This window comes from Streptococcus sp. DD10, from assembly GCF_001578805.1.
In the GTDB taxonomy this organism is placed as follows: domain Bacteria; phylum Bacillota; class Bacilli; order Lactobacillales; family Streptococcaceae; genus Streptococcus.
In genome coordinates this window covers 159326-185803 of sequence record NZ_KQ969161.1, presented here as the reverse complement: position 1 = coordinate 185803, position 26478 = coordinate 159326, and the positions used below count along the sequence as shown (strand labels likewise).

Here is a 26478-nt window from a genome sequence, read left to right as displayed (position 1 = left end):
CAGCAATGGCGGTCATGGAGTGTTGCTCTATCAGTTTTTGGGTAATTTTCCGGTGAATGATACAGGGAATTGAGAGGCTTTCTGGAAGTCGTACTTGCTCATTTAACCGCTACAAGATGGACAGGAGGGGGCGTCGTAATCGAGATGTGCGTGATTTTCGAAGAGTATTAGAGGTTATCCCCTTCAACAATCTCTTTAAACTGACAATATTCCTGTCTGTAATCTCATAATGGTGCTTTGGGCTGTCCGCACCTTATTTTCAAGTTTGCTGCAGAATTTTAGGGAGTAGAAATATTCTGGAGAAAGGTGCAGTATTTTTGACAATCAAAAAAGTGGGTTCCCACCGGAAAGGAAAGTGGAAACTCACTTATTAGGAATTAAGAAGGTTTGATGACTTCAAGTCCACCCATGTAAGGACGAAGAACCTCAGGGATAGTCACAGAACCATCTGCATTTTGGTAGTTTTCAAGGATAGCCGCAACCGTACGACCAACGGCAAGCCCAGAACCGTTCAAGGTGTGAAGAAGTTTGACTTTGCCATCTGCTTCGTCCCGATAACGGATTTGAGCCCGACGTGCTTGGAAATCTTCCGTATTGGAACAGCTAGAAATTTCACGATAGGTGTTCTGTGCGGGGATCCAAACTTCCAAGTCATAGGTTTTGGCAGCTGAGAAGCCCATGTCTCCAGTTGAGAGTGCAACGACTCGGTAAGGCAAGTTCAGTTTTTGAAGGATGTTTTCAGCGTTGGCTGTCATTTTTTCCAATTCCTCGTAAGACTCTTCTGGTTTTGCAAATTTCACCATTTCTACCTTATGGAATTGGTGAAGGCGAATAAGACCACGAGTGTCACGACCAGCAGAACCAGCTTCAGAACGGAAGGATGGACTCATGGCTGTAAAGTAGATAGGCAAATCTTTTCCGTCAATAATTTCGTCGCGATAGTAGTTGGTCAAAGGAACTTCCGCAGTTGGAATAAGGACGAAGTTGGTATCAGTCAATTCAAAGGTATCTTCTTTGAATTTTGGATATTGACCTGTACCAAACATAGAGTCATGGTTGACCAGGTAAGGCGTGATGACCTCTGTGTAGCCTTCTTTTCCATGCTCATCCAGCATAAAGTTGTAGATAGCCCGTTCCAAGCGAGCACCAAGGCCTTTGTAGAAAAGGAAACGAGCTCCTGTAACCTTGGCACCACGCTCCCAGTCCAAGATATCCAAGTCTTCTCCCAAGTCCCAATGGGCTTTGGCTTCAAAATCAAATTCACGAGGAGTACCCCAACGGCGAACCTCCACATTATCGTCTTCATCAGCACCGATTGGTACGGTATCAGCTGGGATGTTTGGCAGGGTTGTGGTAAATTCTGTCAATTTAGCATCGATCGTCGCCAATTCAGCATCGAGAATTTTTACCTCAGCAGAAAGAGCCTGCATAGCAGCGATTTTGTCGTCTGCGTTTTCCTTGTTACGTTTAGCTTGGGCAATTTCAGCTGAAACAGTATTGCGTTCAGCTTTCAAGTTTTCAACCTTGACCAAGATATCCCGACGCTTGGCGTCGATTTCTTTCATCTCGTTTAAGATTGCTGGGTCTACACCACGAGTGGCTAATTTTTCAGCGACAGCCTCAAAGTCTGTCCGGATGCGTTTGATATCTAACATTGAATTCTCCTTTATAACAAAAAGCACACCTGTCAAAGCGTTGGAGTGGCAGGGCCACGGTTCCATCCAACTTCACAGATGTGCACTTGATTCTGTATGTAATTGTTTTTAACGGTAGAATTTCACTTATCCCTTCTATCTGCTCACAGCAACCGCAGACTTTCTGAAAGAAAGGTATAACCTACTTATCCGTTGTACTGATTATACTAGATTTTGTTTTTTTTTGCAAATAAAATTTTCATTTTTTTATAAAAGCTTTAAACTATGCCTGCTAATTGAAAAGGAGATTGATGACGGGTTTGGTAAGGGACTTCAGCCATGAGGCTGGCAGGATGGCTCTTTTTAATGGTAACTATCATAGGTGCAATCAGCCGCTTGTCTAGCTCCTTAATAGCATTTGGGATATTTAAAAAGTATAGGTAAAAAGTACCTGAGTTGATATCTAATTGTTTGGTAAGGTCTGTTACCTTGACCTCTGATGCAGTTCATGTAGCTAAAACCTGGAAGGAAAGCCTGACACCAGGAGTAGTCAATAATCACTAGTAAGCCCAAGAATTTCTTGACTGTGTAAGGTAAACGATTCAAAATCCTCTGTGTAAGGCAACTATTGCCAGTCATGACCAAGAGGTAGAGCTATGAGTGATAGAGATATAGCAAAATAAGGGTAGACACCCTTATTTCTATTTATTTCTAGAAAATAAATTTTTAATCTTTTTCCCAAGAATCTGAACCAGAGTTGGTAGTTTGATCACATTATCGTTACCGATATAGCTACGGGCAATTTTGAGGATTTTCCCGGAGTCTTTTGATGCAAAGAGGAATTTGCCTTGGTCAGTAAAAATTTCAAAGTGGCGACTGACCTTGCGACCAGAAACATTAGCTCCGACTTGTTTAATGGCTGTCCAAGGAATTTGAATAAACTGTTCGACATTGACATCAGGGTAAAATTCTAAAGCTGTTTCACCAACTAGGAATTTTCCGACCTTACCTCCAATGGCCATGTAGGATACACCAGTTGTTTGCAATTCCACCGATTTATTTAAAGATTGTGCCATAATTTCTCACTTTTTGTTTTTTAAATTATTATACCATAAAAGAGTTTCCGAGAGGAAACTCTTTTGGTAGATTACATGATTCCAAAGAAACGAGCCGCAATACCTACGATGAACAATCCGATGATGATTGTGATTGGAGAAACTTTTTTCTTAAGCAACCACATGCAAAGGAAAGTAAGGAGTAGTCCCATCAAACCTGGAATCAATGAATTCAATTGGTTTTGAAGAGATTGTGCTTGAACTTGATCCAAGCTCATACCGCTCATCGCTTGACCGATAATGCCTTTTAACTCAGCACCTGTTACAGGTCCTTCTGGGAAGATGACATAAGCACCTTCTGAGAGTTGTTTAGCTGGTAAGTCGATAGTGAAGTTGATCGATACCCAACGTTCTACCAAAACGGCCAGGATGAACATACCAAGGATAGATGCACCTTTAGTGATGTCTTTCAAGATACCACCAGACATATCCTTAGTAATTTCAGAACCAGCACGGTAACCAAATTCTTGAGTGTACCATAGGAAGGCCATACGGATGATGTTCCAACCAAGGAAGAAGATGATTGGTCCCATGATGTTACCAGCTGAAGCGAGTGAGGCACCAAGGGCACCAAGGATAGGACGAACTGTAAACCAGAAGACTGGGTCACCGATACCAGCAAGAGGTCCCATCATACCGATTTTCACCCCTTGGATAGCTGCATCATCAATTTCAGTACCGTTTGCCTTTTCTTCTTCAAGGGCAAGGGTAACTCCCATGATAGGAGCTGCAACGTATGGGTGTGTGTTGAAGAACTCCAAGTGACGCTCAAGGGCAGCAGCTTGGTCTTCTTTTGAAGAGTATAGTTTCTTGATAGCTGGGATCAAAGCATAAGCCCAACCCAGGTTTTGCATACGCTCATAGTTCCATGAACCTTGCAAGAATTGTGAACGCCACCAAACTTTTTGGCGATCTGATTTTGATAATTGAATTTTTTCAGCCATGAGTCTTCCCCTTTCTAGTAGTCTTCAAGGATGTCGCCGATAGGATCGCCAGAACCTGAAGCAGTTCCGCCACCGTTACCACCTTGTTTTGAAAGGTTGAGGTAAATAAAGGCGATAGCAACACCGATAGTACCAAGAGCGATAAGGGTGAAGTCAGTTACGGCCGCAAAAGCAAAACCAAGTGCGAAGAATGGCCATACTTCACGAGTTGCCATCATGTTGATAACCATAGCGTAACCAACGGCAACAACCATACCACCACCAACAGCCATACCGCCTTTGAGCCATTCTGGCATCAAGTTTAGTACGCCTTGAACAGCCTCAGTAGGCATAGCAAGGAGGAGAGCTGCTGGAACAGCGATACGAAGACCTTGAAGGACAAGGGCAAACAAGTGAGCGCGTTCAACGCCAGCGATGTTTCCTTCTTTTGCGGCGTTGTCAGCAGTGTGGACAAGACCAACGGATACAGTACGAACAATCATGGTCAAGAAGAGCCCAGCAACGGCAAGTGGGATAGCTGTAGCAGTCGCAACCCCGATACCTTGTTGAGTAAAGTCACCACTTTTTACCAAAATGATAGCAGCAGCAACAGAGGCAAGGGCAGCATCAGGTGCAACGGCAGCCCCGATGTTCGCCCAAGCAAGGGCAATCATTTGAAGGGAACCACCAAGCATCACACCTGCTTCGAGGTTACCAGTTACAAGACCAATAAGAGTACATGCAACAAGTGGTTGGTGGAATTGGAATTGGTCGAGGATACCTTCAAGACCAGCTAAGAAGGCAACAACTACAACCAAGATAGCAGAAATAATTGAAATATCTGACATGGTTTGCTTCCTTTTCTATTTTGAATAAATGGTAATAAATTATTGAACGTTTGCTTTTTCAATTAAGTCAAACAAATCTTTGCGTGTGTCGTTTGGAACCTTACGAACGTCAAATTCGACGCCCAATTCACGCAATTTTTCAAAGGCAGCAACGTCCTCTTTATCCATAGACAATACGTTGTTGACCATTGTTTTACCAGTTGAGTGAGCCATAGAACCAACATTGAGTTCTTTGATTTCAACGCCACCTTCAACGGCGCGAAGAGCATCTTGAACAGTTTCAAACAAGATAAGAGCATGTGTTTCACCAAAACGAGGATCTTTTGAAACGTCAATCAACTTGTTGATAGGAACAACATTGGCATGAACACCTGCTGGAGCAGCTTGCTTAATCAACCCTTTACGCAACTCATCTTGAGCAACGGCATCTGAAGCAACAATGATACGATCCGCTTTTGATGCAGGTGTCCAAGCAGTTGCAACTTGTCCGTGTAGAAGACGAGTATCCAGACGAGCAAGGTTAATTTTTAGTTTACCGTCACCAATGACAGTTCCTTCAGGGATAGCAGCTTGAGCTACAGGAGCGCTAGTAGTAGGAGCAACCTCTTCAGCTGGGTTTAGTTCTTCAGGAAGAGCCTTAATACCGTCCTTGGCTTCCTTGATGATGTTTGCCGCAACCTTATCAACCCCAGCAGTAGCATCCATTAGACGCTCAGTATAGGCTTGGATAAGCATTGGCAGGTTGAGACCAGTGATGATTGCAAACTTATGCTCAGGGTTCTCACCCATAACACGGCTAGCTTGGTTAAATGGAGAGCCGCTCCAAAGATCGGCCAAAACCAAGACTTCATCCTCTGCGTCAAAAGCAGCCACAGCGTCGTTAAACTTTGTGTATAAATCGTCTGGACCTTCGTTTGGCATAAAAGTTACAACTTGAACTTTCTCTTGCTCACCGAAAATCATTGAACCAGACTGGTGGATCCCAGAAGCAAACTCACCGTGACTCGCAATAATGATTCCAATACTCATTATTGACTTCCTCCTTATAAAATGTTTGGCTTAAATTAAGAATATTTTAAGACTTTCTGATTATAAAACGTTTTCAAAAAAATGTCAAGCCCTTTCATAAAAATATCTATCAAAAATAATTAAAAAGATACAAACTTTAGAAAATTATGTCATAAGTTTATATTTGTATATTAAAATTGGTAATATATATATGTTTGCAAGCCGTTTTACCAACGAAATTTGAAAGTTTCTGAAAAAATAATTGATGAAGGATAGTTCTTTTGTTAGAATGATTAGAAATATGCAGAGAATCTGTGTGGATAAGGTTAGTTTTTATATGTTACCTGTTTGACCGTATTCTAGTATTGTCTATAAGTAGCTAATTTAAACAAAAAATTGAAAGATAGATTGTGATGATGAACTAAAAAGGCATGGGAGGGAGAACTCATTTTAATTAAATAGAGTTCTCCCTCCCACGCCTGAAGAGCTCAAACAATATGGGAGACTGTATGAGGCTGCAGGTAAGAAAAAATATGTTTTTTCTGTTTCGGTCAACTTTAAAGTTTGAAAATAGAACATCGAACAAAGATAGTAATTAACCTCTGTAATATGTATTATTGTGATAATGCATATTAGGCTGGACTATGTTTCAGAACTGTATGTTGCCACTGATAATTTTTTACAAGGAATTGAGAAAAATTTATTGATTTTGGTTAAGCAGAATCTCCTATCTATTAGGCTATTGAATCTGAGTTGTAACTTTTAATTTGATGTTTCCATTTTTCTGATAGAACTTTAAGGCATCTAGTTTTTATAAGTACACGGTGCATTGCCTAGATTAGAACCACCTCCTAATTTGTAAAATCAAGAACCATACGACCTTGGATAGTGCCAGCCTCCATTTCGTCAAAAACAGCTACAGCTTCTTCAACAGGTCTTTTTTGAACTACTGGTACAACGAGGCCTTCAGCCCCAAATTGGAAGGCTTCTTCTAAGTCTTTACGAGTCCCCACTAAAGAACCGATTACCTGGATACCATCTAGAACGGTTTTTACAATACTTAATTCCATCATTTCTGATGGAAGACCAACAGCAACGACACGACCACCCGCACGAACGGAGTCAACAGCCTGATTAAAGGCAACTTTTGAAACAGCTGTCACAACGGTAGAATGAGCTCCACCGTCTGTTTTTTCTTTAATCAGGCCAGGGACATCTTCAATTACTTTTCCATTAATGGTAAAATCAGCTCCAACCTCTTTTGCAAGTTCTAATTTGTCTTGATTGATATCAACAGCTATGACATGAGCATTAAATACTTTTTTAGCATATTGGACAGCTAAGTTTCCAAGTCCCCCAGCACCATAGATAACTACCCATTGACCGGGTTCTACTTTAGCTTCTTTGATAGCCTTATAAGTTGTCACTCCTGCACAAGTAATAGATGAAGCTTGTGCAGGATCTAGACCTTCGGGGACTTTTACGGCATAATCAGCAGTTACGATACATTTTTCAGCCATTCCCCCATCTACTGAGTAGCCAGCGTTTTTTACAGAGCGGCATAGCGTTTCGCGACCAGTCGTACAGTATTCACAGGTTCCACAACCTTCAAAGAACCATGCCACACTGACACGATCGCCAACTTTAAGGCTTTTTACATCTGGTGCCAGTTCTTTTACAACACCAATGCCTTCGTGACCAAGGATACGACCTGGAACTTTACCAAAATCACCGTGAGCGACATGAAGGTCTGTATGGCAAACACCACAGTACTCAATATCAACGAGTGCTTCGCCAGTTTCAAGGGAACGCATTTCCTTGTTAGCAACGATTTCAACACCATTTCCTTCAGAATTTACAACAACAGCTTTCATATGATTCTCCTCCTGATGTTTTTCATTTTTAACTATGTAAATTATATCACAAATTTTTCCTACCTAGCAAGTCACGATATAAAAATAAAGCAGAAGTTACTTAACTAGTTTTGAATATCAGAAAAATATTGGGTTAACATTTGTAGCCGAAATATTGTTTTTATTTCATTTTTTATGTTTAATTCAAGATGAAGTGAGTCTAATAGGGTAGTAAGGGAGGGAAACATGCAAAAGGAGAAAAGGTGATTTCGGGAAAGCGGTAGTGAAGTTTAATAGTCGAACCTAAAATTCTTACTATAGGTGAGTCAAAGACTGAAGGGAATAAAAAGCGAGGTCGGGATTCTGTCCTGACCTCACTTTTATAAAAATAATTTTTCTAGTTGTTTTGCAACCCCATCCTCATCGTTTGTATAATCAGTCTGATGATCTGCATAAGGAAGGAGGATTGGATTTGCATTTTTCATGGCATAGCTGGTACCAGCAAAGGATAGCATTTCAGTATCGTTTTGCTCGTCACCAAAGGCAAGTAAATCAGAAGAATTCAGTCCAGTTACCTCTAAGAGATAATTGAGAGCAAATGCTTTATTAACTCCTTTAGGAGCGCATTCTAAAATGTTAAGGGGACCACCCCAACCATTGATTTCTAATTCTTTTTTGTAGTAGTTTGTCATTTCTTCAGCTAGCGCATATTTATCTGTAGCTCGTGTTTGTAGAAGGATAGCATTTGGGTTATCGGTAACTTTTTCTGCAATAAATTTTGTTTGTGATGCAATTTCATTGACCCCAAATAAATTAGGGTCGATCTTATGGTGATTGGTGTGGGTAATGTAAAACTTATTTCGATATTCACCAGCGATGAAATCAGCTTCTATCTCTTCTTCTCTGTTTACCATGTCCAAAAGATATTTTTTATCTAAGGTCATAGAGAGTTCTCTGTCCCATTTTTTATAGGGGATATGGGTTAAAGAACCATTGAAATTAATCATAGGACTTGATAATTCCAAATCACGATAGATTGGCTCAGCCATGCGGTAAGGTCGTCCTGTTGTGATAACGATTAGATGTCCCTGTTTTTCCACTTGTTTCAGAACGTTTTTACTAGTGGTACTCACTTTACCTTCGGAATTAAGTAATGTACCGTCTAAGTCGAGGGCAATGATTTTTTTTGACATGTGTCACCCGCTTTCAACATAATATCCCCATTATAGCAGAATTAAGAATAAAAAAACAAATAAAAGTAGAGTGTTCAGAGTGAAAAGGTGATTTTTCAAAAGGCTTCTGAAAGAGTTTTGTGTTATACTGAAACAAAATGAAAGGAAGCATTTTATGCGTAAAGCTATTGTAAATCATTTATTTTTTATACTGATTTGTTTTTTGGTTTGGTACAAAGGAATCACGGGTCCGGATTTAATTTGGAATATGTTTTTAGCCCTAGTAGCTTATGAGTTTTCATTACTGGCTGTCTACACGAAAAGTAAGTGGTTAGTTGTGTTTCCTACCCTTGCCTGGCTAGCGTTTTTTCCCAATACATTTTATATGCTAACGGATATTTTTCATATGGGGTTTGTCCAAGGAGGATACCAAGCAAATGATATTGTAACTCGTTTTATCCCCTTTATTTTGAGTATCTTATTTGGAGTCCTATGTGGGGTGGAAAGTTGGCACTTAATTGTTCAGCGATTCAGGCTGTCTTGGCCCTATGTTTATGCCATAGTTCCAGTGCTGGCTTTTGTGTCTTCTTTTGCTATTTCTATTGGACGATTTGAACGCTTTAATTCCTGGGATTTAGTACGTTACCCGTTAGCTGTTGTCCGTGTTCTACTTGATACAATCAGCTGGCAACGTTTACCATTTATCCTAGGATTTACTTTGCTACAGATTCTTTGCCTTCTTTTTTTAGAAAACTCTTCAAAAAAATAAAAAAGAGCAAAAACTCTTGTAAAAGAGAATGATATTTGATATAATTGAAATATCGTTCGTAAAATTAGAAGGAGTCTTTTCGATGTTTGAGAAGTTTTTTAAATTAAAAGAAAATGGTACGACGGTTCGTACAGAAATTTTCGCGGGTCTAACGACCTTCTTTGCAATGAGTTACATCTTATTTGTCAATCCGACAATCTTAGGTGCAGCTGGTATGCCGACACAAGCAGTCTTTTTGGCAACCATTATTTCTGCAGCGGTTTCAACCCTTGTCATGGGGATATTTGCCAATGTTCCTTATGCCTTGGCACCAGGGATGGGCTTGAACGCCTTCTTTACCTATACAGTTGTCTTTGGGCTTGGTTTTAGTTGGCAAGAAGCACTTGCCATGGTGATGTTGTGTGGGATTTTCAATATTCTCATTACAGTGACGAAAATTCGTAAAAGCATTATTCAATCTATTCCTGTTACCCTACAACATGCTATTGGTGGGGGGATTGGTGTTTTTGTTGCTTATCTAGGTTTCAAAAATGCCAATATCATTACATTTTCTACTTCGGCAAGCAATATCATGACCGTAAATGGTGTCGCTCCTTCAGAAGCAACTGCTGAAACATTTGCAAACGGTGTGACCTCTGTTGTTGGGAATGGTAGTGTTGTACCTGCTATTTCAACTTTTACCGACCCTAGTGTTATTCTTGCAATTATTGGTTTACTGATTACAGCGATATTAGTGATAAAAAATGTTCGTGGGGCAATCTTGATTGGGATTATCGCTACGACTCTTATCGGGATTCCAACGGGAGTAGTAGATTTGTCGTCTATAAACTTTGCGAATAACCATGTCGGTTCAGCTTTTGGCGAGCTTGGCACCACTTTTCTTGCAGCATTTGGTGGGATGAGTTCACTATTTTCAGATGTAAGCCGTCTGCCCCTTGTCTTAATGACAATTTTTGCTTTCAGCCTTTCAGACACATTTGATACTATTGGTACCTTTATCGGAACAGGGCGTCGAACAGGTATTTTTTCAGCCGAGGATGAAGCAGCTCTTGAAAATTCATCTGGTTTTTCATCTAAAATGGATAGAGCCTTGTTTGCGGATGCAATTGGTACCTTTATTGGTTCACTATTTGGAACTTCAAACACTACAACTTATGTAGAATCTGCAGCAGGTATTGCTGAAGGTGGACGAACAGGTTTAACAGCTGTTTCAACAGCAGTTGCTTTCCTTTTATCAGTGTTATTGTTACCAGTAGTTGGCATCGTTCCTGCAGCTGCGACAGCGCCAGCTTTGATTATCGTTGGAGTGATGATGGTTTCATCCTTCCTTGATGTAGACTGGAGTAACTTTAACGATGCTCTTCCAGCCTTTTTTGCAGCCTTCTTCATGGCTTTATGTTACTCGATTTCTTACGGAATTGCAGCAGCATTTATCTTCTATTGTCTTGTGAAAATTGCAACTGGGAAAATAAAAGAAATTCACCCGATTCTCTGGGTAGCAACTGGACTTTTTATCCTTAATTTTGTTATTCTGGCATTTTTATAATTATTGTATTTCGCATTGTTTTGAGTAGTGCGGGAGTGGGAAAATAAACTCTTTTATCTAGTGGAGGAGGTTTTCTACTCCTTTTTTTGAAAGCTTTTTTGTGTTTTCCAACATGAATAAAATTTTTTTGGTATAATAGGAAGTATGTTTAGTCATAATGAAAACGAGCTGATTAAAATTGGACAAGTACTCGGACAACTATTAGAGGCTCATGATGTCTTGGTTTTATCTGGAGACTTAGGTGCTGGGAAAACGACCATAACGAAAGGGATTGCCCTGGGGTTAGGAATTGAACAGATGATAAAAAGTCCTACTTATACCATTGTGCGCGAATATGATGGACGATTGCCTTTGTATCATTTAGATGTTTATCGCATAGAAAATGATCCTGATTCAATTGATTTAGATGACTTTCTTTTCGGTGAGGGGGTTACTGTTATCGAATGGGGTGAGTTGTTAAAAGAAAATCTTCCAAAAGATTATCTACAGGTAGAAATTTTGAAGAGGGACGACGGTAGGGAGATCATCTTTACTCCTACAGGGAATCGAAGTCAAGTGTTATTTTCGAGATTAATAGATAAGGTAGAAAATAAGTGGTAATAGAGCAAGAGTTGCTGATTCGTGAAGCAGAGCCAGAAGATGCAGTCCGTTTAATTGAGTTTTTAAATCAAGTGGGAACAGAAACGGATTTTATGACCCTAGATGAAGAAGGGATTACTCTGTCGGTATCTGAAATGGAGTACTTTATACATCGACAGGCGCTATCAGATAATCAATTATATTTGTTGGCCCTTTTAGACGATGAACTGGCTGGAGTTCTATCTATTACAGCAGATCAGCATCGTAGAGTTAGGCATATTGGGGAACTTTTTATTGTGATAAAAAAAGCATACCACAATCAAGGTCTAGGGGGTGTTTTGTTAGAAGAAGGAATCGAATGGGCGGAAACATCTCAAACCATTAGAAGGCTTCAGTTAACAGTGCAGAAACGGAACCAAGCTGCACTTCATCTCTATTTAGAAATGGGGTTTGTTTTGGAAGGTGTCCAAGAAAGAGGTGCATATATTGAGGACAAATTTGTCGATGTGTATTTCATGGGAAAATTAATTGGGTAAGTATATGATAAAAAAAATTATTGGCATGTTTTTAGCACTGCTTGTAGTTACAGCCATTGGTGTAGGAACATACGGTGCAACTATTTATTTTCAATCAATTGGACTCTTGTCGTCCAAAACCTATAAAGGGTTTGGTAATGAAACGGATGTTATTTCAGCTACTAAGCCAATGACCATTCTTTTTCTTGGTGTAGATACAGGGACAGGTTCGCGCTCAGATAAATGGGAGGGAAACAGTGATACGATGCTTTTGGTAACAGTCAATCCTCTCACTAAAAAAACAACCATGATGAGTTTGGAGCGGGATATTTTGACAGAAATCGGAGAAGATGGTGAGACGATGCAGGCTAAGTTGAATGCTGCTTATGCGACTGGTGGTGCAAAACTAGCCATTTCTACTATTCAGGATCTAATGAATATTACGATAGACCGATATGTGATGATTAATATGGAGGGACTAGTTCAATTGGTCAATGCAGTAGGAGGTGTTGAAGTGAATAACACCCTGGGCTTTACCATCTCAATTGAAGAGCAAGAACCAGAATATACGTCTACGATTGATCCAGGAAAGCAAAAACTAAATGGGGATCAGGCTTTGGTTTATGCACGAATGCGTTACCAAGATCCTGAAGGAGATTATGGTCGTCAAAAAAGACAAAGAGAAGTCATTCAAAAAGTGATTGCAAAAGTACTCAGTCTCAATAGTATTAGTAATTATCAGGAAATTCTTCAGGCTGTTAGCGATAATATGCAAACCAATATAGAAATTTCTAACAACACAATTCCTCAGTTATTAGGATATCAAGATGCTTTGAAAAATATTGAAAGCCAACAATTAAGAGGAGAGGATGCAACTCTTGCTGACGGCGGCTCCTATCAAGTTGTTACATCAGATCATTTATTAGAAATGCAAAATGTCCTAAGAGAGTCATTGGGATTAGATACTTTGACAAGTCTTAAGACGAATGCAGTTTTATATGAGAACCTCTATGGAATGGCAGCTAGTCCTGCGGTGAATTATTTTGATGCTTCAACAACTAGCATTTATGATAATGGGGCCACTCAAACTTCAGGAGGGAGTCAGGTTGGGAGTTATGAAACGGCTGATACTCCTTATACCACAAACCAAACAGTGATACCAGACTATAGTGTAAGTTATAGTCAATAAGCTGATGTTCCATTCTCTCGTTTAGGAAGGGTTTTATGAAAGAACCAGCACGAAACCTTCTAGGTTTCGTGCTGGTTCTTTTAAATTTACAGGCTATTTCCTAATCTGACCAAATATCTTGAATCGTATGAAGTCGAGCTTGGGCTTCCTTTTCTAGGATTTGAACTTTATAACGGATATCTTGTCCCAAATCCTGTATCAGATTAAGCTGTTCTTGGATGGTGGTGAGATTATGTGAAATATTCTGTGAATTTTCTTTGATTTTAAAAATGCTTTGTCCAGTTTCCTTGGCAGAAAGAGAGATGTTTTTTCGATTTTTAAATAGCTGGTAACTAAGACCAGCTGCTCCTATAAAGAGAAGACTGTGATGTAATTTCATAATTCTCTCCTTAACTCTTTGCGATTTTTTCAGCTAGTGAAGCCATTTTTTCAAAATCGGGTTCATGAGCAGTAAAAGTTATATCAAAATCATCTCCTTCCTGATAGCGAGGAAGGAAGTGAATGTGGGTATGAAAAACAGTTTGTCCCGCAGGTTCTTCGTTATTATTGACAATATTAAGACCGGAAGCACCAGTAGCGGATAAGATTTTCGTCGCAAGAGATGGAGTAAGTGAGAAAAGCTCTGCTGTTGAAGCAGCATCCATCTCAAGAAGATTTCGATAATGTCTTTTAGGGATTAAAAGTGTATGCCCAGGAGTTACTTGGGTAATGTCCAGGATAGCAATTGCTTGCTCATCCTCGTAGACCTTGCAAGAAGGGATTTCTCCAGCAATGATTTTACAGAAAACACAGTCAGTCATAAGTTACCTCTTTCTAACTTTTTTGGTATAATATAGCTATATTATACCAAAATCGGAGTGAATATGTTAGAAATAAAACAATTAACAGGTGGCTATGTTCAGCTTCCAGTACTAAAGAATATCTCCTTTAGTGTTCGAAATGGCGAACTGGTAGGATTGATTGGACTTAATGGGGCTGGGAAATCAACCACGATTAATGAAATCATTGGTCTTTTGACTCCATATGAGGGAACTATTGAAATTGATGGAATTTCTTTGCTTAGTGCCCCGGAAGACTATCGGAAAAAAATCGGTTTTATCCCTGAAACCCCTTCTTTGTATGAAGAATTGACATTACGAGAACATATAGAGATTGTCTCGATGGCCTATGATTTTTCGGTTGAAGAAGGATTGGAGCGTGCACAGCCACTTTTAGAACTCTTTCGATTAACGGATAAGTTGGACTGGTTTCCAATAAATTTCTCAAAAGGAATGAAGCAAAAGGTTATGATTATCTGTGCGTTTATTGTTGAACCTAGTCTTTTTATCATTGACGAGCCTTTTTTGGGCTTGGACCCACTGGCGATTGCTGATTTAACAAACCTTTTAAAAAAGAAAAAGAAAAAGGAAAGTCAATTTTGATGAGTACCCATGTTCTTGATTCAGCAGAAAAAATGTGTGATCGCTTTGTTATCTTACATAAAGGGTGTGTTCGAGCTCAAGGGACATTACAAGAGTTACAAGAGAAGTTTACTATGCCAGAGGCCTCGCTCAATGATATTTATCTTCTCTTAACTCAAGAGGAGGTAAAATGAAAAACTTATTTACCAAAAGACGCAATCTTTTTATAAGTCAATGTTTAAAATACGCACGATATGTTTTTAATGACCATTTCGTTTTATTTTTGCTCATGTTCTTCGTTTTTCTGGCGATGCAATATAGCCAATTTTTGCAAGATTTTCCTACGAATCATTTCCCAGTTCAGCTTGTCCTAGTTTTCATTTCTCTTTTCCTGCTACCATTTGGGGGAATCGCAACTTATGTAGAAACACCTGATAAGCATTTTTTGTTAGTAAAAGAAAGTGAACTTCATTCTTGGATAAAACGATCGACTTTAAAATCTTATTTTTTGTGGGTCAGTCTGCAGACAGTGTTGCTTAGTCTTTTATATCCTGTGTTTGCAAAATTAGGGATATCAATTTTTGGTTTTATTTGTTACCTGGTTTTATTAGCTATTTTGAAATATTCTTATTTTCAGTTTCAGGCAAAAAAATTGTTAAATCAAAAGAGCCTAAAATGGGAACAGGTTATTCAAACAGAGAGCAGACGAAAACAATCCATTTTACGATTTTTCTCACTTTTTACAACTGTCAAGGGAATTTCAAATAGTGTAAAACGAAGAAAATATCTTGATTTTATTTTGAATTTTTTGCAGAAGACTAGCAGAAAAACTTGGACGAATTTGTTTTTACGTTCTTTTTTACGTAATGGTGAATTTTTTGGTTTGGTGATTCGTTTGCTGCTTCTTTCTATCTTTTTTATCATAGTTGTGAGAAATAGTTTATTAGCTATTTTATTAGCTGTTTTGTTAAATTATCTTTTGATTTTTCAACTAATGGCGTTATATCAAGCCTATGATTACCAATATTTAACTATACTTTTTCCACTAAAAAAAGAGTTAAAACAAAAAGGAGTTCAAGAAGTGATACAAGCCATTGCTGGAAGCGTCCTTCTAATCCAAAGTATATTTACCGTGTTTTTTTTGAGAGAGAAGATTTACATTTTGTTATTGATAGGGATGACACTTTGTTTTATCTTCCTTTATACTCCCTATAAACTAAAAAGACAGGTTGACGAATAAGGAGAAAACTAGTAAAATGAAAGTGAAACTTTACTCGGAGGGAAATTATGGAATCGCTTGACAAAGAGCTAACCCTGACACCACTTGCAGGAAAGAGTGGGAAAGCTTATATGGGAGTTTATCCAGACGGGGAGCGCGTGTTCGTCAAGATGAATACAACTCCTATCCTAGCAGGTTTAGCAAAAGAACAGATAGCTCCGCAACTGCTGTGGAGTCGTCGAATGCCTGATGGCAACACAATGAGTGGTCAAGAATGGCTTAGTGGTCATATATTGACGCCTAGTGAGATGAGTAGTAAACAGATTATTAATATTTTGACACGACTTCATCGTTCACGTCCATTGATGAATCAATTGAGTAAATTAGGTAATCCCCTTGAAACGCCTGTTGATTTACTAAATAATTGGGCTGAAAGAGCCCCAGGTGCTATTAGGCAAAATCTTTTTTTACAGTCTGTTTTAAAGGATTTACGTTCTCAATTACCAGCTTTTCGTGAAGATTATGCAACGATAGTTCATGGTGATGTTCGACATAGTAATTGGGTTGCAACAGAAAGTGGAATGATTTACCTTGTAGATTGGGATTCAGTCCGTCTGACTGATCGTATGTTTGATGTTGCCCATATTCTCAGTCATTATATTCCAGAGTCTCGTTGGCAAGAATGGCTTGTTTACTATGGTTACAAATATAATGAACAGGTACTGAAGAAGCTGTACTGGTATAGTCAATTTACATTTTTGTGTTTGATTAGTAAATACTATGAAAATGATGATTTAGAGAATGTCAATCGAGAAATCTATGCCTTACGCAGTTTTCGTGAGCGTTTTGAAAGGAAATCATGAGAGTAAGAAATCGAAAAGGAGCAACGGAATTATTAGAGGCTAATCCTCAGTATGTCGTTTTGAATCCTGAAGATGCCAAAGGCAAATGGCATCAAATTTTTGGGAATGACTATCCTATCCATATAGAAGTTGGGAGCGGAAAAGGTGCTTTTATCACAGGGATGGCAAAACAAAACCCAAAAATTAACTATATAGGGATTGATATTCAAAAATCTGTCCTTAGCTATGCTTTGGATAAAGTGTTAGTGGCAAATGTTCCAAATATTAAATTGCTGTGGGTTGATGGTGATAGTTTGACAAATTATTTTGAAGATGGAGAAATTGACCGCCTCTATCTTAATTTTTCAGATCCTTGGCCTAAAAAACGTCATGAAAAACGTCGATTGACTCATAAAAACTTCTTAGATACATTTAAACAAATTTTACCTAAACATGGGGAAGTACACTTTAAAACAGACAATAGAGGTCTTTTTGAATATAGTTTAGTAAGTTTTTCTCGTTATGGTATGCAATTAAATGGTGTTTGGTTGGATTTACACGCTAGTGATTATGAAGGAAATGTATTGACAGAGTATGAGCAGAAATTTTCTCAAAAAGGGCAAGTTATCTATCGTGTAGAGGCACAGTTTTAATATCAACAATTGTTAGAATGTCATTTTCAACTAAAGTGTAGTATAAAATCTTTTTAACTTGATAAGGTGTAGAGAATGGTTTCGGGGGTCCTGCTTTTTCTCTCCCCTTTTTTATTATATTTCATGGAAGTTTTTCTTTTTAGACCTTTCGTGAGTTTTCCTGAAATATGTGCCATTTAACTTGAAGAACAGGAGGGAGAAAAACATCTGACTTAGCTCTTGAGAAAATGTCTGTAACGTGTTATAATAGAGCGTATTCAATAAATTTTAAGGAGAAATGACAGAATGTCTGTATCATTTGAAAATAAAGAAACCAATCGTGGTGTTTTAACTTTTACTATTGGTCAAGAACAAATCAAACCAGAATTGGACCGTGTATTTAACTCAGTTAAAAAAAGTTTAAATATTCCAGGCTTCCGTAAAGGTCACCTTCCACGTCCTGTTTTTAATCAAAAATTCGGAGAAGAATCTCTTTACCAAGATGCTTTGAATGCCCTTCTTCCAACTGCTTATGAAGCTGCAGTAGCTGAAGCTGGAATCGAAGTAGTAGCACAACCAACTTTTGATGTAGTATCTATGGAAAAAGGTCAAGATTGGACAATTTCTGCTACTGTTGTTACAAAACCTGAAGTTAAATTAGGTGCTTATAAAGATCTTGAAGTATCAGTTGAAGTTACAAAAGAAGTGACTGATGCTGATGTAGACGAGCGTATCGAACGTGAACGTAACAATTTGGCTGAGCTTGCTCTTAAAGATGGTGCAGCAGCTGAAGGTGATACTGTTGTTATTGACTTCGTTGGCTCAGTAGATGGTGTTGAGTTTGATGGTGGAAAAGGAGACAACTTCTCGCTTTCACTCGGATCAGGACAATTTATCCCAGGTTTTGAGGAACAATTAGTTGGTCATTCAGCAGGTGAGACTGTTGACGTTGTTGTTACTTTCCCAGAAGACTATCAAGCAACCGATCTTGCAGGAAAAGAAGCTAAGTTTGTGACGACAATTCATGAAGTTAAGGAAAAAGAAGTTCCTGCACTTGATGATGAACTTGCAAAAGATATCGATGATGAAGTTGAAACTTTAGATGAGTTAAAAGCAAAGTATCGTAAAGAGTTGACAGAAGCGAAAGAAGTTGCTTATACTGATGCAGTAGAAGCTGCTGCTTTAGATCTTGCAGTTGAAAATGCTGAAATTGTTGACCTTCCGAGCGAAATGGTACATGAAGAAGTTCATCGTTCAATTAATGAATTTTTAGGAAATCTACAACGTCAAGGAATTGCTCCTGAAATGTACTACCAAATTACAGGTACTACTGAAGAGGATCTTCATGCTCAATATGAGGCTGAGGCGGAAAGTCGTACAAAAACTAATCTTGTAATTGAAGCAGTTGCTAAAGCAGAAGGATTTGATGCTACTGAAGAGGAAATCAGTAAAGAAATTGAACAATTAGCTACTGATTACAATATGGAAGTGTCTCAAGTTCGTAATCTTCTTTCACCTGACATGTTGAAACACGACATCACAGTGAAAAAAGCAGTTGAGTTGATTACAAGTACAGCTAAGGTGAAATAAGTTACTGGAATCTAAAGTCTGAAACATCTATGTTTGTTTGACAGAAATCGATACCTCTGGGGAATAAGGCATCTAGTCAAGCGAAGGTTGTATCAGACTTGGAAACCGTTATGAAAGAAAACCCAATAGGGTTTTTCTTTTCGTTTTATTTCTTTTAACCTTTGACGAAATAGCAAAAATATCGTAAAATAAAGAGTATGATAAAATTTGGTTAGAGTAGGTTTACTCTAAGCTTGGCATAAACAAGGAGACAAACTTTGGAATTAGAAGTATTTGCAGGACAAGAGAAAAGTGAACTTTCAATGATTGAAGTGGCGCGTGCTATTCTTGAGTTGAGAGGCCGCGATCATGAGATGCATTTTAGTGAACTTGTCAATGAAATTCAAAATTATTTAGAAAAATCAAATAGCGAAATCCGATCAGCTCTACCTTTGTTTTATACAGAGCTTAATTTTGATGGAAGTTTTATCTCCCTTGGTGATAACAAGTGGGGGTTGCGTTCATGGTATGCAGTGGATGAAGTAGATGAAGAAATCATTGCTCTTGAAGAAACTGAAGAGGAAGATACTCCTAAAGCTCGTAAAAAACAACGTGTAAACGCCTTTATGGATGGCGATAGCGATGCAATTGACTATAATGCTGATGATCCAGAGGATGAAGATGGATATGAAGCAGATCCAGCTCTTAGCTATGATGAAGAGAATCCAGATGATGAAAAGAGCGAAGTTGAAGCATACGATGCTGAAATTAATGAAATTGCACCAGATGATTTAGGTGAGGATGTGGAAATCAACGAAGAAGATGATGAGTTTTCGGATGAAGAGGTGGATAGCGAAGAATAAAAAATTGGATTTCTCGCTTCTTTTTTACATCTTCCATAAAAGTTAATCCGAAACCATCAAAATCCTATAACTAAGTCAGGGATAGGAATCACGGAGGTTCTTGCAATGAAGTTTGTGATGGATAAAAGTATCGAAGAGCTTGGGATTACAAGCGTTGTGTTTGGAATTGCTAAAAATGTCGACCCGAATGCAGCTTTATCGGATTCATTTTTGAAAAAGAAAAAAGAGAGGGAAGCTTGGGCCTTGCATTGTGATTTGGACGAGGTTTTCCAGTCTCCGGTTATTCAAGGTTATACAGATTTATTGCAGCGCGTGGGCCGCAGTGTTAAGAAAAATCCTCCGACCGTGCCGGCTCTGATCCGCAATATCCAACACCGCGGTTCGCTTCCTCAGATCAATAGCATCATCGATATTTATAATGTCGAAGCTCTGCATTCTCTGCTGGCCATTGGGGGCCATGATTTTGACAAGATTGGGGAGCAGATAGAGTTTACCATGAGCCAGAGAGAAGATGTCTTTCTGCCGATTCTTTCCAAGGAGAAGCACGTGGCCAAGACGGACTATGTCTACCGTGATGAGAAAGGGATTTTAGCTTGGCTGGATGTTCGAGACAGCGAGTATTATAAGTTTGATGAGGAGACCAAGAATGCCATTTTCATCATTCAGGGAAATGCCCATACTTCGGTGGCAATGCACTTAGAGGCACTAGAGCGAATCCATCATGATTTGTCAGAATGTATGCCAAATTTGGAATTTGAGACAGCGGTTATCTCTTAGATTAAATCAATGAAAACAAACCACTGCAACTATTTGACATTTTTTTTACTTTGCGGTACAATATTGTTTGGGCACCTCTTTTAGAGGTCGGAGCTCCCTAGTTATAGGGAGCTATTTTTGTTTTTGCTGCTTTTCCTGGGCTTATCGGTCTAACCTAGAAGGGAAATGCATGAGTGATGAGCAAGTCTGGGTTTAGAAGTTCCCAGATTTGCTTCGTTTTAGAAAATCAGTTCAATATCCTTCCCCACATTTGGGCTAACATTTCAAATCTTAGAAAGAGGAATCTATGTCTACAAAATACATTTTTGTCACCGGTGGTGTGGTATCGTCTATTGGAAAAGGGATTGTGGCAGCCAGTCTGGGCCGTCTTTTGAAAAATCGTGGACTCAAAGTAACCATTCAAAAGTTTGATCCCTATATCAATATTGATCCAGGGACCATGAGCCCTTACCAGCACGGGGAAGTCTTCGTGACGGATGATGGTGCTGAGACAGACTTGGACTTGGGTCATTATGAGCGCTTCATCGACATCAATCTCAATAAGTATTCGAATGTGACTACTGGAAAAATCTACAGTGAAGTCCTTCGCAAAGAACGTCGAGGAGAATACCTTGGAGCAACTGTCCAGGTAATTCCTCACATTACAGATGCCTTGAAAGAAAAAATCAAGCGTGCTGCAGTGACGACTGATTCTGACGTCATTATCACAGAAGTTGGGGGAACTGTCGGGGATATCGAATCTCTTCCTTTCCTAGAAGCGCTTCGTCAGATGAAGGCAGATGTGGGTGCGGATAATGTCATGTATATCCACACAACCTTGCTTCCTTATCTCAAAGCAGCTGGGGAGATGAAAACAAAACCAACCCAGCACTCGGTTAAGGAATTGCGTGGTCTTGGAATCCAACCTAATATGCTCGTGATTCGAACAGAAGAACCAGCAGGTCAAGGGATTAAAAATAAACTAGCTCAGTTTTGTGATGTGGCACCCGAAGCCGTGATTGAGTCGCTCGATGTGGAACACCTTTATCAAATCCCATTGAACCTGCAGGCACAAAATATGGATCAAATTGTGTGTGATCACTTAAAACTGGATGCGCCAGCAGCAGACATGACCGAATGGTCTGCCATGGTGGACAAGGTTATGAACCTTAAAAAACAAGTCAAAATTTCCCTTGTTGGGAAGTATGTGGAGTTGCAAGATGCCTACATTTCAGTGGTCGAAGCCTTGAAGCACTCAGGCTATGCCAATGACGCGGAAGTTAAGATCAACTGGGTCAACGCTAACGATGTAACGGCTGAAACGGCAGCAACACTCTTGTCAGATGCGGATGGCATTATCGTACCAGGCGGTTTTGGACAACGTGGTACAGAAGGGAAAATCCAAGCTATTCGCTATGCTCGGGAAAATGATGTGCCAATGCTGGGGGTTTGCTTGGGCATGCAGTTGACCTGTGTGGAATTCGCTCGTCACGTTCTAGGGCTTGAAGGAGCAAATTCTGCTGAACTAGCCCCTGAAACCAAGTACCCAATTATCGACATCATGCGCGACCAGATCGATGTGGAGGACATGGGAGGAACTCTTCGTCTGGGACTCTATCCATCCAAGCTCAAACGGGGCTCCAAGGCAGTTGCAGCCTATGACAATCAAGAAGTGGTGCAACGCCGCCACCGCCACCGTTATGAGTTTAACAATGCCTTCCGGGAACAGTTTGAAGCAGCAGGCTTTGTCTTTTCCGGTGTTTCTCCAGACAATCGTTTGGTAGAGATCGTGGAAATCCCAGAAAATAAATTCTTTGTGGCTTGTCAGTACCACCCTGAACTTTCAAGCAGGCCAAACCGCCCAGAAGGTCTTTATACTGCCTTTGTCACAGCAGCAGTGGAAAATAGCAAGTAAAAATTTGAGAATGACTTAGTTTTTAACCAGAAGCTAAGTCATTTTTTATCATTTTAAATCATCATTATCGTGCTTTAGATGATGATATGAGAAGATGAAAGGCAATTACCAATTAAATCTGAAATGACTATTTTCTAGTATTGAAAAAAATTTCAAAAAAGATATTGACAAGTAATGTGAGTCATGATATACTATTAAAGTAATCACGCGGGAATGGCGGAATTGGCAGACGCGCAGGACTAAGGATCCTGTGACCGCTTTAGGTCGTGGGGGTTCAAGTCCCCCTTCCCGCATAGTAGAGCTCTTAGAGCTCTTTTTTTATTTAACATTTACTACTTTGTGAATATAGCTTTTCTACTACCTATGCGAAAGTTGAATGGATGAAGTATTTATTCTTGAAAGTCATTTTTTCTGGAAACTTATACAATTCAAACTGCTACTAGGCTATTATCCATTCAACTTCTAATTTGTAGAGAATAAGGAAGGGAATAGGATAAATTAATTTTTATTCTATTATTTTGCCTATAAAAAGCTGACTAAAACAAATTTGTAGTGAGTTAGTATGAAATTAAAGCTAAATTTGTTTTTATGCGAAAGGTGTTCAGTATTTGTACGAGAATGTCATTTCGGTTTATTCTTGTTTTTTGGTTACCCAAGTGGGGTGAATGAGGTTTGTAATTTTAACAATAGACTGTTGTATTTTTTGCCTGTAGTAACTGGTGTAGTCGATAAGTGGAAAAAGAAGTAAGAAATTTTAATGTGTCATTATGTAGAAGTAGTTTGGGTACAACTTGTAGTTATATATATGCTATGTAATAGATTTTCTTTCCTTTCTTTAAAATCAAAATTATGATAAAATAAAGTATTAAGAAACAAGGAGGTGGCCCATGCGTTGTCCAAAATGTAGTGGTAGTAAATCCAGCGTTATCGACAGTAGACAGGCTGAGGACGGCCAAACGATTCGTCGCCGTCGTGAGTGTGAAGAGTGTCACTATCGTTTCACAACCTATGAGCGAGTTGAAGAGCGAACCCTCGTTGTCGTAAAAAAGGATGGAACTAGAGAGCAGTTCTCTCGTGATAAGATTTTTAACGGGATTATTCGTTCAGCTCAGAAACGTCCAGTAGCCAGTAATGAGATTGAAGGAATTGTCAATCGGATTGAACAGAAGGTTCGTTCAAATCAAGATAATGAGATTCACAGTGAGTTGATTGGTGAGCTGGTAATGGATGAATTGGCAGAACTCGATGAAATTACGTATGTTCGGTTTGCCAGTGTTTATCGGAGTTTCAAGGATGTGGGCGAATTAGAGACTCTTTTAAAACAAATTACAAAAACAACTAAGAAAAAGGAGACTCATGAGACCAAATGATCGCTTTTTCTATGTTAAAAATAACCAACTTTCTATTGATTCCCTCAATTTGATACGGCTATATCTCCCAATCATAGGAAAGGAAGCATTGGTTATTTACCAGTATCTTCTAGCTTTTTGGGATGATGGGCGAACTTCTCATGCTTTTTCAGAAATTCTTAATCATTTGGATATGGGATGGAATGTTTTTGAAAAGGCATTAGATCAGTTGATTGCCCTAAGGCTTTTAGAACTCTATCAGTCCGAAGAAACTTATCAGCTGTTTGTTTATCCTAACTTGACAGCACAGGATTTTTTTGAGAATCATGTTTATCGCAACTTGTTGGAACAAAAGATTGGTGAAACATCTGTTGAGAAACTGTTGCCGGTAGAGTTAGTTGGGGAAAAACGAGAAACGAGTTTTTTAAAAGTAATTGAAGAACAACTCAATCAAAGTGGACGTCCTCAAAACAAGCGTCAGACTGATTTTGATTTAACTAGTTTTAAACAACTGATGGCTAGAGACGGCTTGCGCTTTGAGAATGAGAAAGGGGAACTACTAGAACTTTTCCAAATAGCAGAGTCTCAAAGATGGACTTGGTATGAAACCTATATCCTTGCTAAAGAAACGGCAGTTGCATTCACTATTTCAACCAAACGAATGAGAGAAAAATTACGTTCAAAAAACAAGCCAAAGACAAATGGTTTTTCTCATCAGGAAGAAACGATTATTTCAGAAGCGCAAGCAAAACCTTCTCTAGTTTTTTTAGCAGAAATTAAACAGACAAAAAAAGCCTCTATTACCCAATCTGAACGAATGGTCATTCAAAAGATGGCTGAGCTAGGATTATTAGATGAAGTCATTAATGTGATTGTACTGTTTACTTTTAATAAAATTAATTCTGCTAATTTGAATGAAAAGTATGCCCTTAAGGTAGCAAATGATTTCTCTTATCAAGGAATTTTGACTGCTGAACAAGCTGTCCTACGTATTCGAGAGCGGAGTCAGGAACGTCAAAAGCAACAAAAGCAAAATTCTGGAACAATTTCAAAGAATAATATTCCAAAATGGAGTCAACCTGACTATAAAAATGAAACCAATGAGCAGACGCGTCTGGAATTAGAACGCAAGAAACAAGAGTTATTAGCGCGCTTAGAAAAAGGAGGAGACTAGATGGAAAGTGTAGGTGATGTGATGAAACGTCAAACCAGTCGTTTTCCCTATCAAGAGTTGGTAGCACAAATCATGAAAGATCCGGATGTTGCGGCTTTCATCCAAGAAAAGTCTCTCAATCAAGAAGAGTTAAATCGGAGTATTTCTAAGTTTAATCAGTATATTACAGAACGCAATAAGTTTCTTCGTGGGGATGCGGATTATATTGCGCGTGGTTACAGACCTATTCTCATCATGAATCAAGGATATGCGGATGTATCTTATGAAGAAACGCCAGAGTTACTAGCTGCCCAGAAAGAAGCAGCTATCAAAAATCGTATGAAACTGATGAATCTACCAGCTAGTCTCAAGACTGTTAGTTTTTCTGATTTCAATCCTGATGATGCGAGACGATTTCCTGTTTTTGAACGTTTGATAGAGTTTTCAGAGACTTATCCTAATGCGAAGAGAGGGCTTTACCTTTACGGGGATTTTGGTGTTGGAAAGAGTTTTATGATGGCTGCACTGGCCCATGAATTGTCGGAAAAACGAAGTGCTTCAACGACGCTGATTCACTATCCTAGTTTTGTAGTGGACGTAAAGAATGCGATCGGAAATGGTTTGGTCAAGGATTTGATCGATGAAATCAAATTATCTCAAATCTTGATTTTGGATGATATTGGAGCAGAACAGTCTACTCCATGGGTGCGCGATGAAGTCCTGCAGGTTATCCTTCAGCACCGCATGCAAGAAAATCTCCCGACCTTTTTTACTTCGAATTTTAGTTTTTCAGATTTGGAGCTTCATTTTTCAAAAGGAAGAAATGGCGCAGATGAAACCTGGGAAGCAAGACGGCTTATGGAACGAATCCGTTATTTAGCTGAGGAAATACGCTTGGAAGGAGAAAATCGCAGATGAGTGAAACCATTCAATTGATGAAGAAACACACTTCGGTGCGTAGATTTAAAGAGCAAGAAATTCCACAAGCAGACTTAAATGAGATTTTGACGGCTGCTCAGATGGCTTCTTCTTGGAAAAACTTTCAATCTTACTCTGTGATTGTCGTTCGAAGTGAGCAAAAGAAAGCTGCTCTCTTTAATTTGGTGCCCCAAGAAGCTATCCGCCAATCAGCTGTCTTTCTCCTCTTTGTTGGAGATCTTAATCGTGCAGAAAAAGGGGTTCATTTACACACGGAAATTTTTCAACCTCAAGGAGTAGAGGGTCTTCTTATCACTTCAGTAGACGCAGCACTTGCTGGGCAAAACACTTTACTTGCAGCAGAAAGTCTAGGATATGGTGGGGTTATTATCGGTCTGGTACGATATAAGTCGGAAGAAGTAGCAGACTTGTTTAACCTTCCTGACTATACCTATCCAGTCTTTGGGATTGCATTGGGTGTCCCTGAACAACAACCTGATGTGAAGCCAAGATTACCTTTTGAGCAGGTTATTTTTGAGGAGGAATACCAAGAACAGCTGGTTGGGATAATCGAAGCCTATGATCAAGTACAGACCAAATACGCTGGAGTGCGTGCAACAACGACATGGAGTCAGCGTTTAGCAGAGCAGTTTGGTCAAGATGAACCTAGTTCAACAAGAAGAAATTTAGAACAGAAAAAGTTATTGTAGA

25 protein-coding genes, 1 tRNA gene and 1 pseudogene are annotated in these 26478 nt (G+C 39.1%); 18 read left to right on the top strand and 9 right to left on the bottom strand.

All coding sequences use genetic code 11. The features are described from left to right. Positions 1 to 377 precede the first annotated feature (377 nt). From serS to STRDD10_RS07195, 7 genes are all read right to left on the bottom strand, one after another. Complete coding sequence (serS, locus tag STRDD10_RS07225; protein WP_067194432.1) at positions 378 to 1655, bottom strand: serine--tRNA ligase; 1278 nt, start codon at positions 1653 to 1655, stop codon at positions 378 to 380. Positions 1656 to 2335: 680 nt separating this feature from the next. Further along, on the bottom strand, positions 2336 to 2710 hold the full coding sequence (locus STRDD10_RS07220) for a DUF956 family protein (protein ID WP_067194429.1): 375 nt from the start codon (positions 2708 to 2710) through the stop codon (positions 2336 to 2338). Between the two features lie 71 nt (positions 2711 to 2781). Continuing rightward, positions 2782 to 3693 (bottom strand): PTS system mannose/fructose/sorbose family transporter subunit IID, encoded by a 912-nt coding sequence (locus tag STRDD10_RS07215; RefSeq protein WP_067194426.1) that lies wholly within the window; start codon positions 3691 to 3693, stop codon positions 2782 to 2784. A gap of 14 nt (positions 3694 to 3707) precedes the next feature. Further along, positions 3708 to 4520: a PTS mannose/fructose/sorbose transporter subunit IIC gene (locus STRDD10_RS07210; protein WP_067194422.1), complete on the bottom strand. Its 813-nt coding sequence runs from the start codon at positions 4518 to 4520 to the stop codon at positions 3708 to 3710. A 39-nt stretch (positions 4521 to 4559) separates the two neighbouring features. Then, the gene (locus STRDD10_RS07205) at positions 4560 to 5549 is read right to left on the bottom strand and encodes a PTS sugar transporter subunit IIB (protein WP_067194420.1); all 990 of its coding nucleotides are present in this window, start codon (positions 5547 to 5549) and stop codon (positions 4560 to 4562) included. A gap of 830 nt (positions 5550 to 6379) precedes the next feature. Further along, positions 6380 to 7402 (bottom strand): alcohol dehydrogenase AdhP, encoded by a 1023-nt coding sequence (gene adhP, locus STRDD10_RS07200; RefSeq protein WP_067194418.1) that lies wholly within the window; start codon positions 7400 to 7402, stop codon positions 6380 to 6382. Between the two features lie 359 nt (positions 7403 to 7761). Next, positions 7762 to 8574: a Cof-type HAD-IIB family hydrolase gene (locus tag STRDD10_RS07195; RefSeq protein WP_067194417.1), complete on the bottom strand. Its 813-nt coding sequence runs from the start codon at positions 8572 to 8574 to the stop codon at positions 7762 to 7764. A 154-nt stretch (positions 8575 to 8728) separates the two neighbouring features. On the opposite strand from STRDD10_RS07195, the gene STRDD10_RS07190 reads away from it, so the two are divergent. The 5 genes from STRDD10_RS07190 (at position 8729) to lytR (ending at position 13151) form a co-directional block, all read left to right on the top strand. Next, the gene (locus tag STRDD10_RS07190) at positions 8729 to 9322 is read left to right on the top strand and encodes a DUF1361 domain-containing protein (RefSeq protein ID WP_067194415.1); all 594 of its coding nucleotides are present in this window, start codon (positions 8729 to 8731) and stop codon (positions 9320 to 9322) included. Positions 9323 to 9404: 82 nt separating this feature from the next. Next, the gene (locus STRDD10_RS07185) at positions 9405 to 10868 is read left to right on the top strand and encodes an NCS2 family permease (RefSeq protein ID WP_067194412.1); all 1464 of its coding nucleotides are present in this window, start codon (positions 9405 to 9407) and stop codon (positions 10866 to 10868) included. 144 nt (positions 10869 to 11012) lie between these two features. Next, the gene (gene tsaE / locus STRDD10_RS07180) at positions 11013 to 11468 is read left to right on the top strand and encodes a tRNA (adenosine(37)-N6)-threonylcarbamoyltransferase complex ATPase subunit type 1 TsaE (protein ID WP_067194410.1); all 456 of its coding nucleotides are present in this window, start codon (positions 11013 to 11015) and stop codon (positions 11466 to 11468) included. Then, positions 11468 to 11983, top strand: coding sequence for a GNAT family N-acetyltransferase (locus tag STRDD10_RS07175; protein WP_067194455.1), 516 nt, complete (start codon positions 11468 to 11470; stop codon positions 11981 to 11983). Before tsaE ends, STRDD10_RS07175 begins: the two co-directional genes overlap by 1 nt. A gap of 4 nt (positions 11984 to 11987) precedes the next feature. Beyond that, positions 11988 to 13151: a glycopolymer--peptidoglycan transferase LytR gene (lytR, locus tag STRDD10_RS07170; RefSeq protein ID WP_067194452.1), complete on the top strand. Its 1164-nt coding sequence runs from the start codon at positions 11988 to 11990 to the stop codon at positions 13149 to 13151. 100 nt (positions 13152 to 13251) lie between these two features. Here lytR and STRDD10_RS07165 read toward each other — a convergent pair whose 3' ends face one another. Both STRDD10_RS07165 and STRDD10_RS07160 read right to left on the bottom strand, forming a co-directional pair. Continuing rightward, positions 13252 to 13530 (bottom strand): hypothetical protein, encoded by a 279-nt coding sequence (locus STRDD10_RS07165; RefSeq protein WP_082782069.1) that lies wholly within the window; start codon positions 13528 to 13530, stop codon positions 13252 to 13254. A 10-nt stretch (positions 13531 to 13540) separates the two neighbouring features. Further along, the gene (locus tag STRDD10_RS07160) at positions 13541 to 13951 is read right to left on the bottom strand and encodes an HIT family protein (protein WP_067194400.1); all 411 of its coding nucleotides are present in this window, start codon (positions 13949 to 13951) and stop codon (positions 13541 to 13543) included. Between the two features lie 63 nt (positions 13952 to 14014). Here STRDD10_RS07160 and STRDD10_RS07155 point away from each other — a divergent pair. The 13 genes and pseudogenes from STRDD10_RS07155 to STRDD10_RS07095 all read left to right on the top strand — a co-directional run bounded on the left by STRDD10_RS07155 (position 14015) and on the right by STRDD10_RS07095 (position 26477). Continuing rightward, positions 14015 to 14745: pseudogene (locus STRDD10_RS07155) on the top strand (ABC transporter ATP-binding protein). Then, a complete protein-coding gene (locus tag STRDD10_RS07150) occupies positions 14742 to 15791 on the top strand; it encodes an ABC transporter permease (protein ID WP_067194397.1) in 1050 nt (349 codons plus the stop codon). The pseudogene STRDD10_RS07155 and the gene STRDD10_RS07150 overlap by 4 nt, the downstream one beginning before the upstream one ends. 47 nt (positions 15792 to 15838) lie before the next feature. Continuing rightward, the gene (gene ccrZ, locus STRDD10_RS07145) at positions 15839 to 16633 is read left to right on the top strand and encodes a cell cycle regulator CcrZ (RefSeq protein ID WP_067194394.1); all 795 of its coding nucleotides are present in this window, start codon (positions 15839 to 15841) and stop codon (positions 16631 to 16633) included. Continuing rightward, entirely contained in the window at positions 16630 to 17265 is a 636-nt protein-coding gene (trmB, locus tag STRDD10_RS07140; RefSeq protein ID WP_067194392.1) for a tRNA (guanosine(46)-N7)-methyltransferase TrmB, read from the top strand. The genes ccrZ and trmB overlap by 4 nt, the downstream gene beginning before the upstream one ends. A gap of 285 nt (positions 17266 to 17550) precedes the next feature. Further along, positions 17551 to 18834, top strand: coding sequence for a trigger factor (gene tig / locus STRDD10_RS07135; RefSeq protein WP_067194388.1), 1284 nt, complete (start codon positions 17551 to 17553; stop codon positions 18832 to 18834). A gap of 257 nt (positions 18835 to 19091) precedes the next feature. Continuing rightward, positions 19092 to 19676 (top strand): DNA-directed RNA polymerase subunit delta, encoded by a 585-nt coding sequence (gene rpoE / locus STRDD10_RS07130; protein ID WP_067194386.1) that lies wholly within the window; start codon positions 19092 to 19094, stop codon positions 19674 to 19676. Positions 19677 to 19781: 105 nt separating this feature from the next. After that, positions 19782 to 20453: a B3/B4 domain-containing protein gene (locus STRDD10_RS07125; RefSeq protein ID WP_067194383.1), complete on the top strand. Its 672-nt coding sequence runs from the start codon at positions 19782 to 19784 to the stop codon at positions 20451 to 20453. A gap of 286 nt (positions 20454 to 20739) precedes the next feature. Next, on the top strand, positions 20740 to 22347 hold the full coding sequence (locus tag STRDD10_RS07120) for a CTP synthase (RefSeq protein WP_067194381.1): 1608 nt from the start codon (positions 20740 to 20742) through the stop codon (positions 22345 to 22347). Positions 22348 to 22554: 207 nt separating this feature from the next. Then, positions 22555 to 22640: transfer RNA gene (locus tag STRDD10_RS07115), tRNA-Leu, on the top strand. 594 nt (positions 22641 to 23234) lie between these two features. Next, on the top strand, positions 23235 to 23717 hold the full coding sequence (nrdR, locus tag STRDD10_RS07110) for a transcriptional regulator NrdR (protein ID WP_067194379.1): 483 nt from the start codon (positions 23235 to 23237) through the stop codon (positions 23715 to 23717). Next, the gene (locus STRDD10_RS07105) at positions 23704 to 24870 is read left to right on the top strand and encodes a DnaD domain protein (RefSeq protein ID WP_067194376.1); all 1167 of its coding nucleotides are present in this window, start codon (positions 23704 to 23706) and stop codon (positions 24868 to 24870) included. Before nrdR ends, STRDD10_RS07105 begins: the two co-directional genes overlap by 14 nt. Next, positions 24871 to 25767, top strand: a complete 897-nt coding sequence (gene dnaI / locus STRDD10_RS07100) for a primosomal protein DnaI (protein ID WP_067194373.1) — start codon at positions 24871 to 24873, stop codon at positions 25765 to 25767. Next, positions 25764 to 26477, top strand: a complete 714-nt coding sequence (locus STRDD10_RS07095; RefSeq protein ID WP_067194370.1) for an NADPH-dependent oxidoreductase — start codon at positions 25764 to 25766, stop codon at positions 26475 to 26477. Before dnaI ends, STRDD10_RS07095 begins: the two co-directional genes overlap by 4 nt. The last annotated feature ends 1 nt before the right edge of the window (position 26478 follow it).

Bases quoted from the DNA above. Each gene is read 5' to 3' on its own strand.
- serS (WP_067194432.1), bottom strand. From the start codon at position 1,655: ATGTTAGATATCAAACGCATCCGGACAGACTTTGAGGCTGTCGCTGAA.
- STRDD10_RS07220 (WP_067194429.1), bottom strand. From the start codon at position 2,710: ATGGCACAATCTTTAAATAAATCGGTGGAATTGCAAACAACTGGTGTA.
- STRDD10_RS07215 (WP_067194426.1), bottom strand. From the start codon at position 3,693: ATGGCTGAAAAAATTCAATTATCAAAATCAGATCGCCAAAAAGTTTGG.
- STRDD10_RS07210 (WP_067194422.1), bottom strand. From the start codon at position 4,520: ATGTCAGATATTTCAATTATTTCTGCTATCTTGGTTGTAGTTGTTGCC.
- STRDD10_RS07205 (WP_067194420.1), bottom strand. From the start codon at position 5,549: ATGAGTATTGGAATCATTATTGCGAGTCACGGTGAGTTTGCTTCTGGG.
- adhP (WP_067194418.1), bottom strand. From the start codon at position 7,402: ATGAAAGCTGTTGTTGTAAATTCTGAAGGAAATGGTGTTGAAATCGTT.
- STRDD10_RS07195 (WP_067194417.1), bottom strand. From the start codon at position 8,574: ATGTCAAAAAAAATCATTGCCCTCGACTTAGACGGTACATTACTTAAT.
- STRDD10_RS07190 (WP_067194415.1), top strand. From the start codon at position 8,729: ATGCGTAAAGCTATTGTAAATCATTTATTTTTTATACTGATTTGTTTT.
- STRDD10_RS07185 (WP_067194412.1), top strand. From the start codon at position 9,405: ATGTTTGAGAAGTTTTTTAAATTAAAAGAAAATGGTACGACGGTTCGT.
- tsaE (WP_067194410.1), top strand. From the start codon at position 11,013: ATGTTTAGTCATAATGAAAACGAGCTGATTAAAATTGGACAAGTACTC.
- lytR (WP_067194452.1), top strand. From the start codon at position 11,988: ATGATAAAAAAAATTATTGGCATGTTTTTAGCACTGCTTGTAGTTACA.
- STRDD10_RS07165 (WP_082782069.1), bottom strand. From the start codon at position 13,530: ATGAAATTACATCACAGTCTTCTCTTTATAGGAGCAGCTGGTCTTAGT.
- STRDD10_RS07160 (WP_067194400.1), bottom strand. From the start codon at position 13,951: ATGACTGACTGTGTTTTCTGTAAAATCATTGCTGGAGAAATCCCTTCT.
- STRDD10_RS07150 (WP_067194397.1), top strand. From the start codon at position 14,742: ATGAAAAACTTATTTACCAAAAGACGCAATCTTTTTATAAGTCAATGT.
- ccrZ (WP_067194394.1), top strand. From the start codon at position 15,839: ATGGAATCGCTTGACAAAGAGCTAACCCTGACACCACTTGCAGGAAAG.
- trmB (WP_067194392.1), top strand. From the start codon at position 16,630: ATGAGAGTAAGAAATCGAAAAGGAGCAACGGAATTATTAGAGGCTAAT.
- tig (WP_067194388.1), top strand. From the start codon at position 17,551: ATGTCTGTATCATTTGAAAATAAAGAAACCAATCGTGGTGTTTTAACT.
- STRDD10_RS07125 (WP_067194383.1), top strand. From the start codon at position 19,782: ATGAAGTTTGTGATGGATAAAAGTATCGAAGAGCTTGGGATTACAAGC.
- STRDD10_RS07120 (WP_067194381.1), top strand. From the start codon at position 20,740: ATGTCTACAAAATACATTTTTGTCACCGGTGGTGTGGTATCGTCTATT.
- nrdR (WP_067194379.1), top strand. From the start codon at position 23,235: ATGCGTTGTCCAAAATGTAGTGGTAGTAAATCCAGCGTTATCGACAGT.
- STRDD10_RS07105 (WP_067194376.1), top strand. From the start codon at position 23,704: ATGAGACCAAATGATCGCTTTTTCTATGTTAAAAATAACCAACTTTCT.
- dnaI (WP_067194373.1), top strand. From the start codon at position 24,871: ATGGAAAGTGTAGGTGATGTGATGAAACGTCAAACCAGTCGTTTTCCC.
- STRDD10_RS07095 (WP_067194370.1), top strand. From the start codon at position 25,764: ATGAGTGAAACCATTCAATTGATGAAGAAACACACTTCGGTGCGTAGA.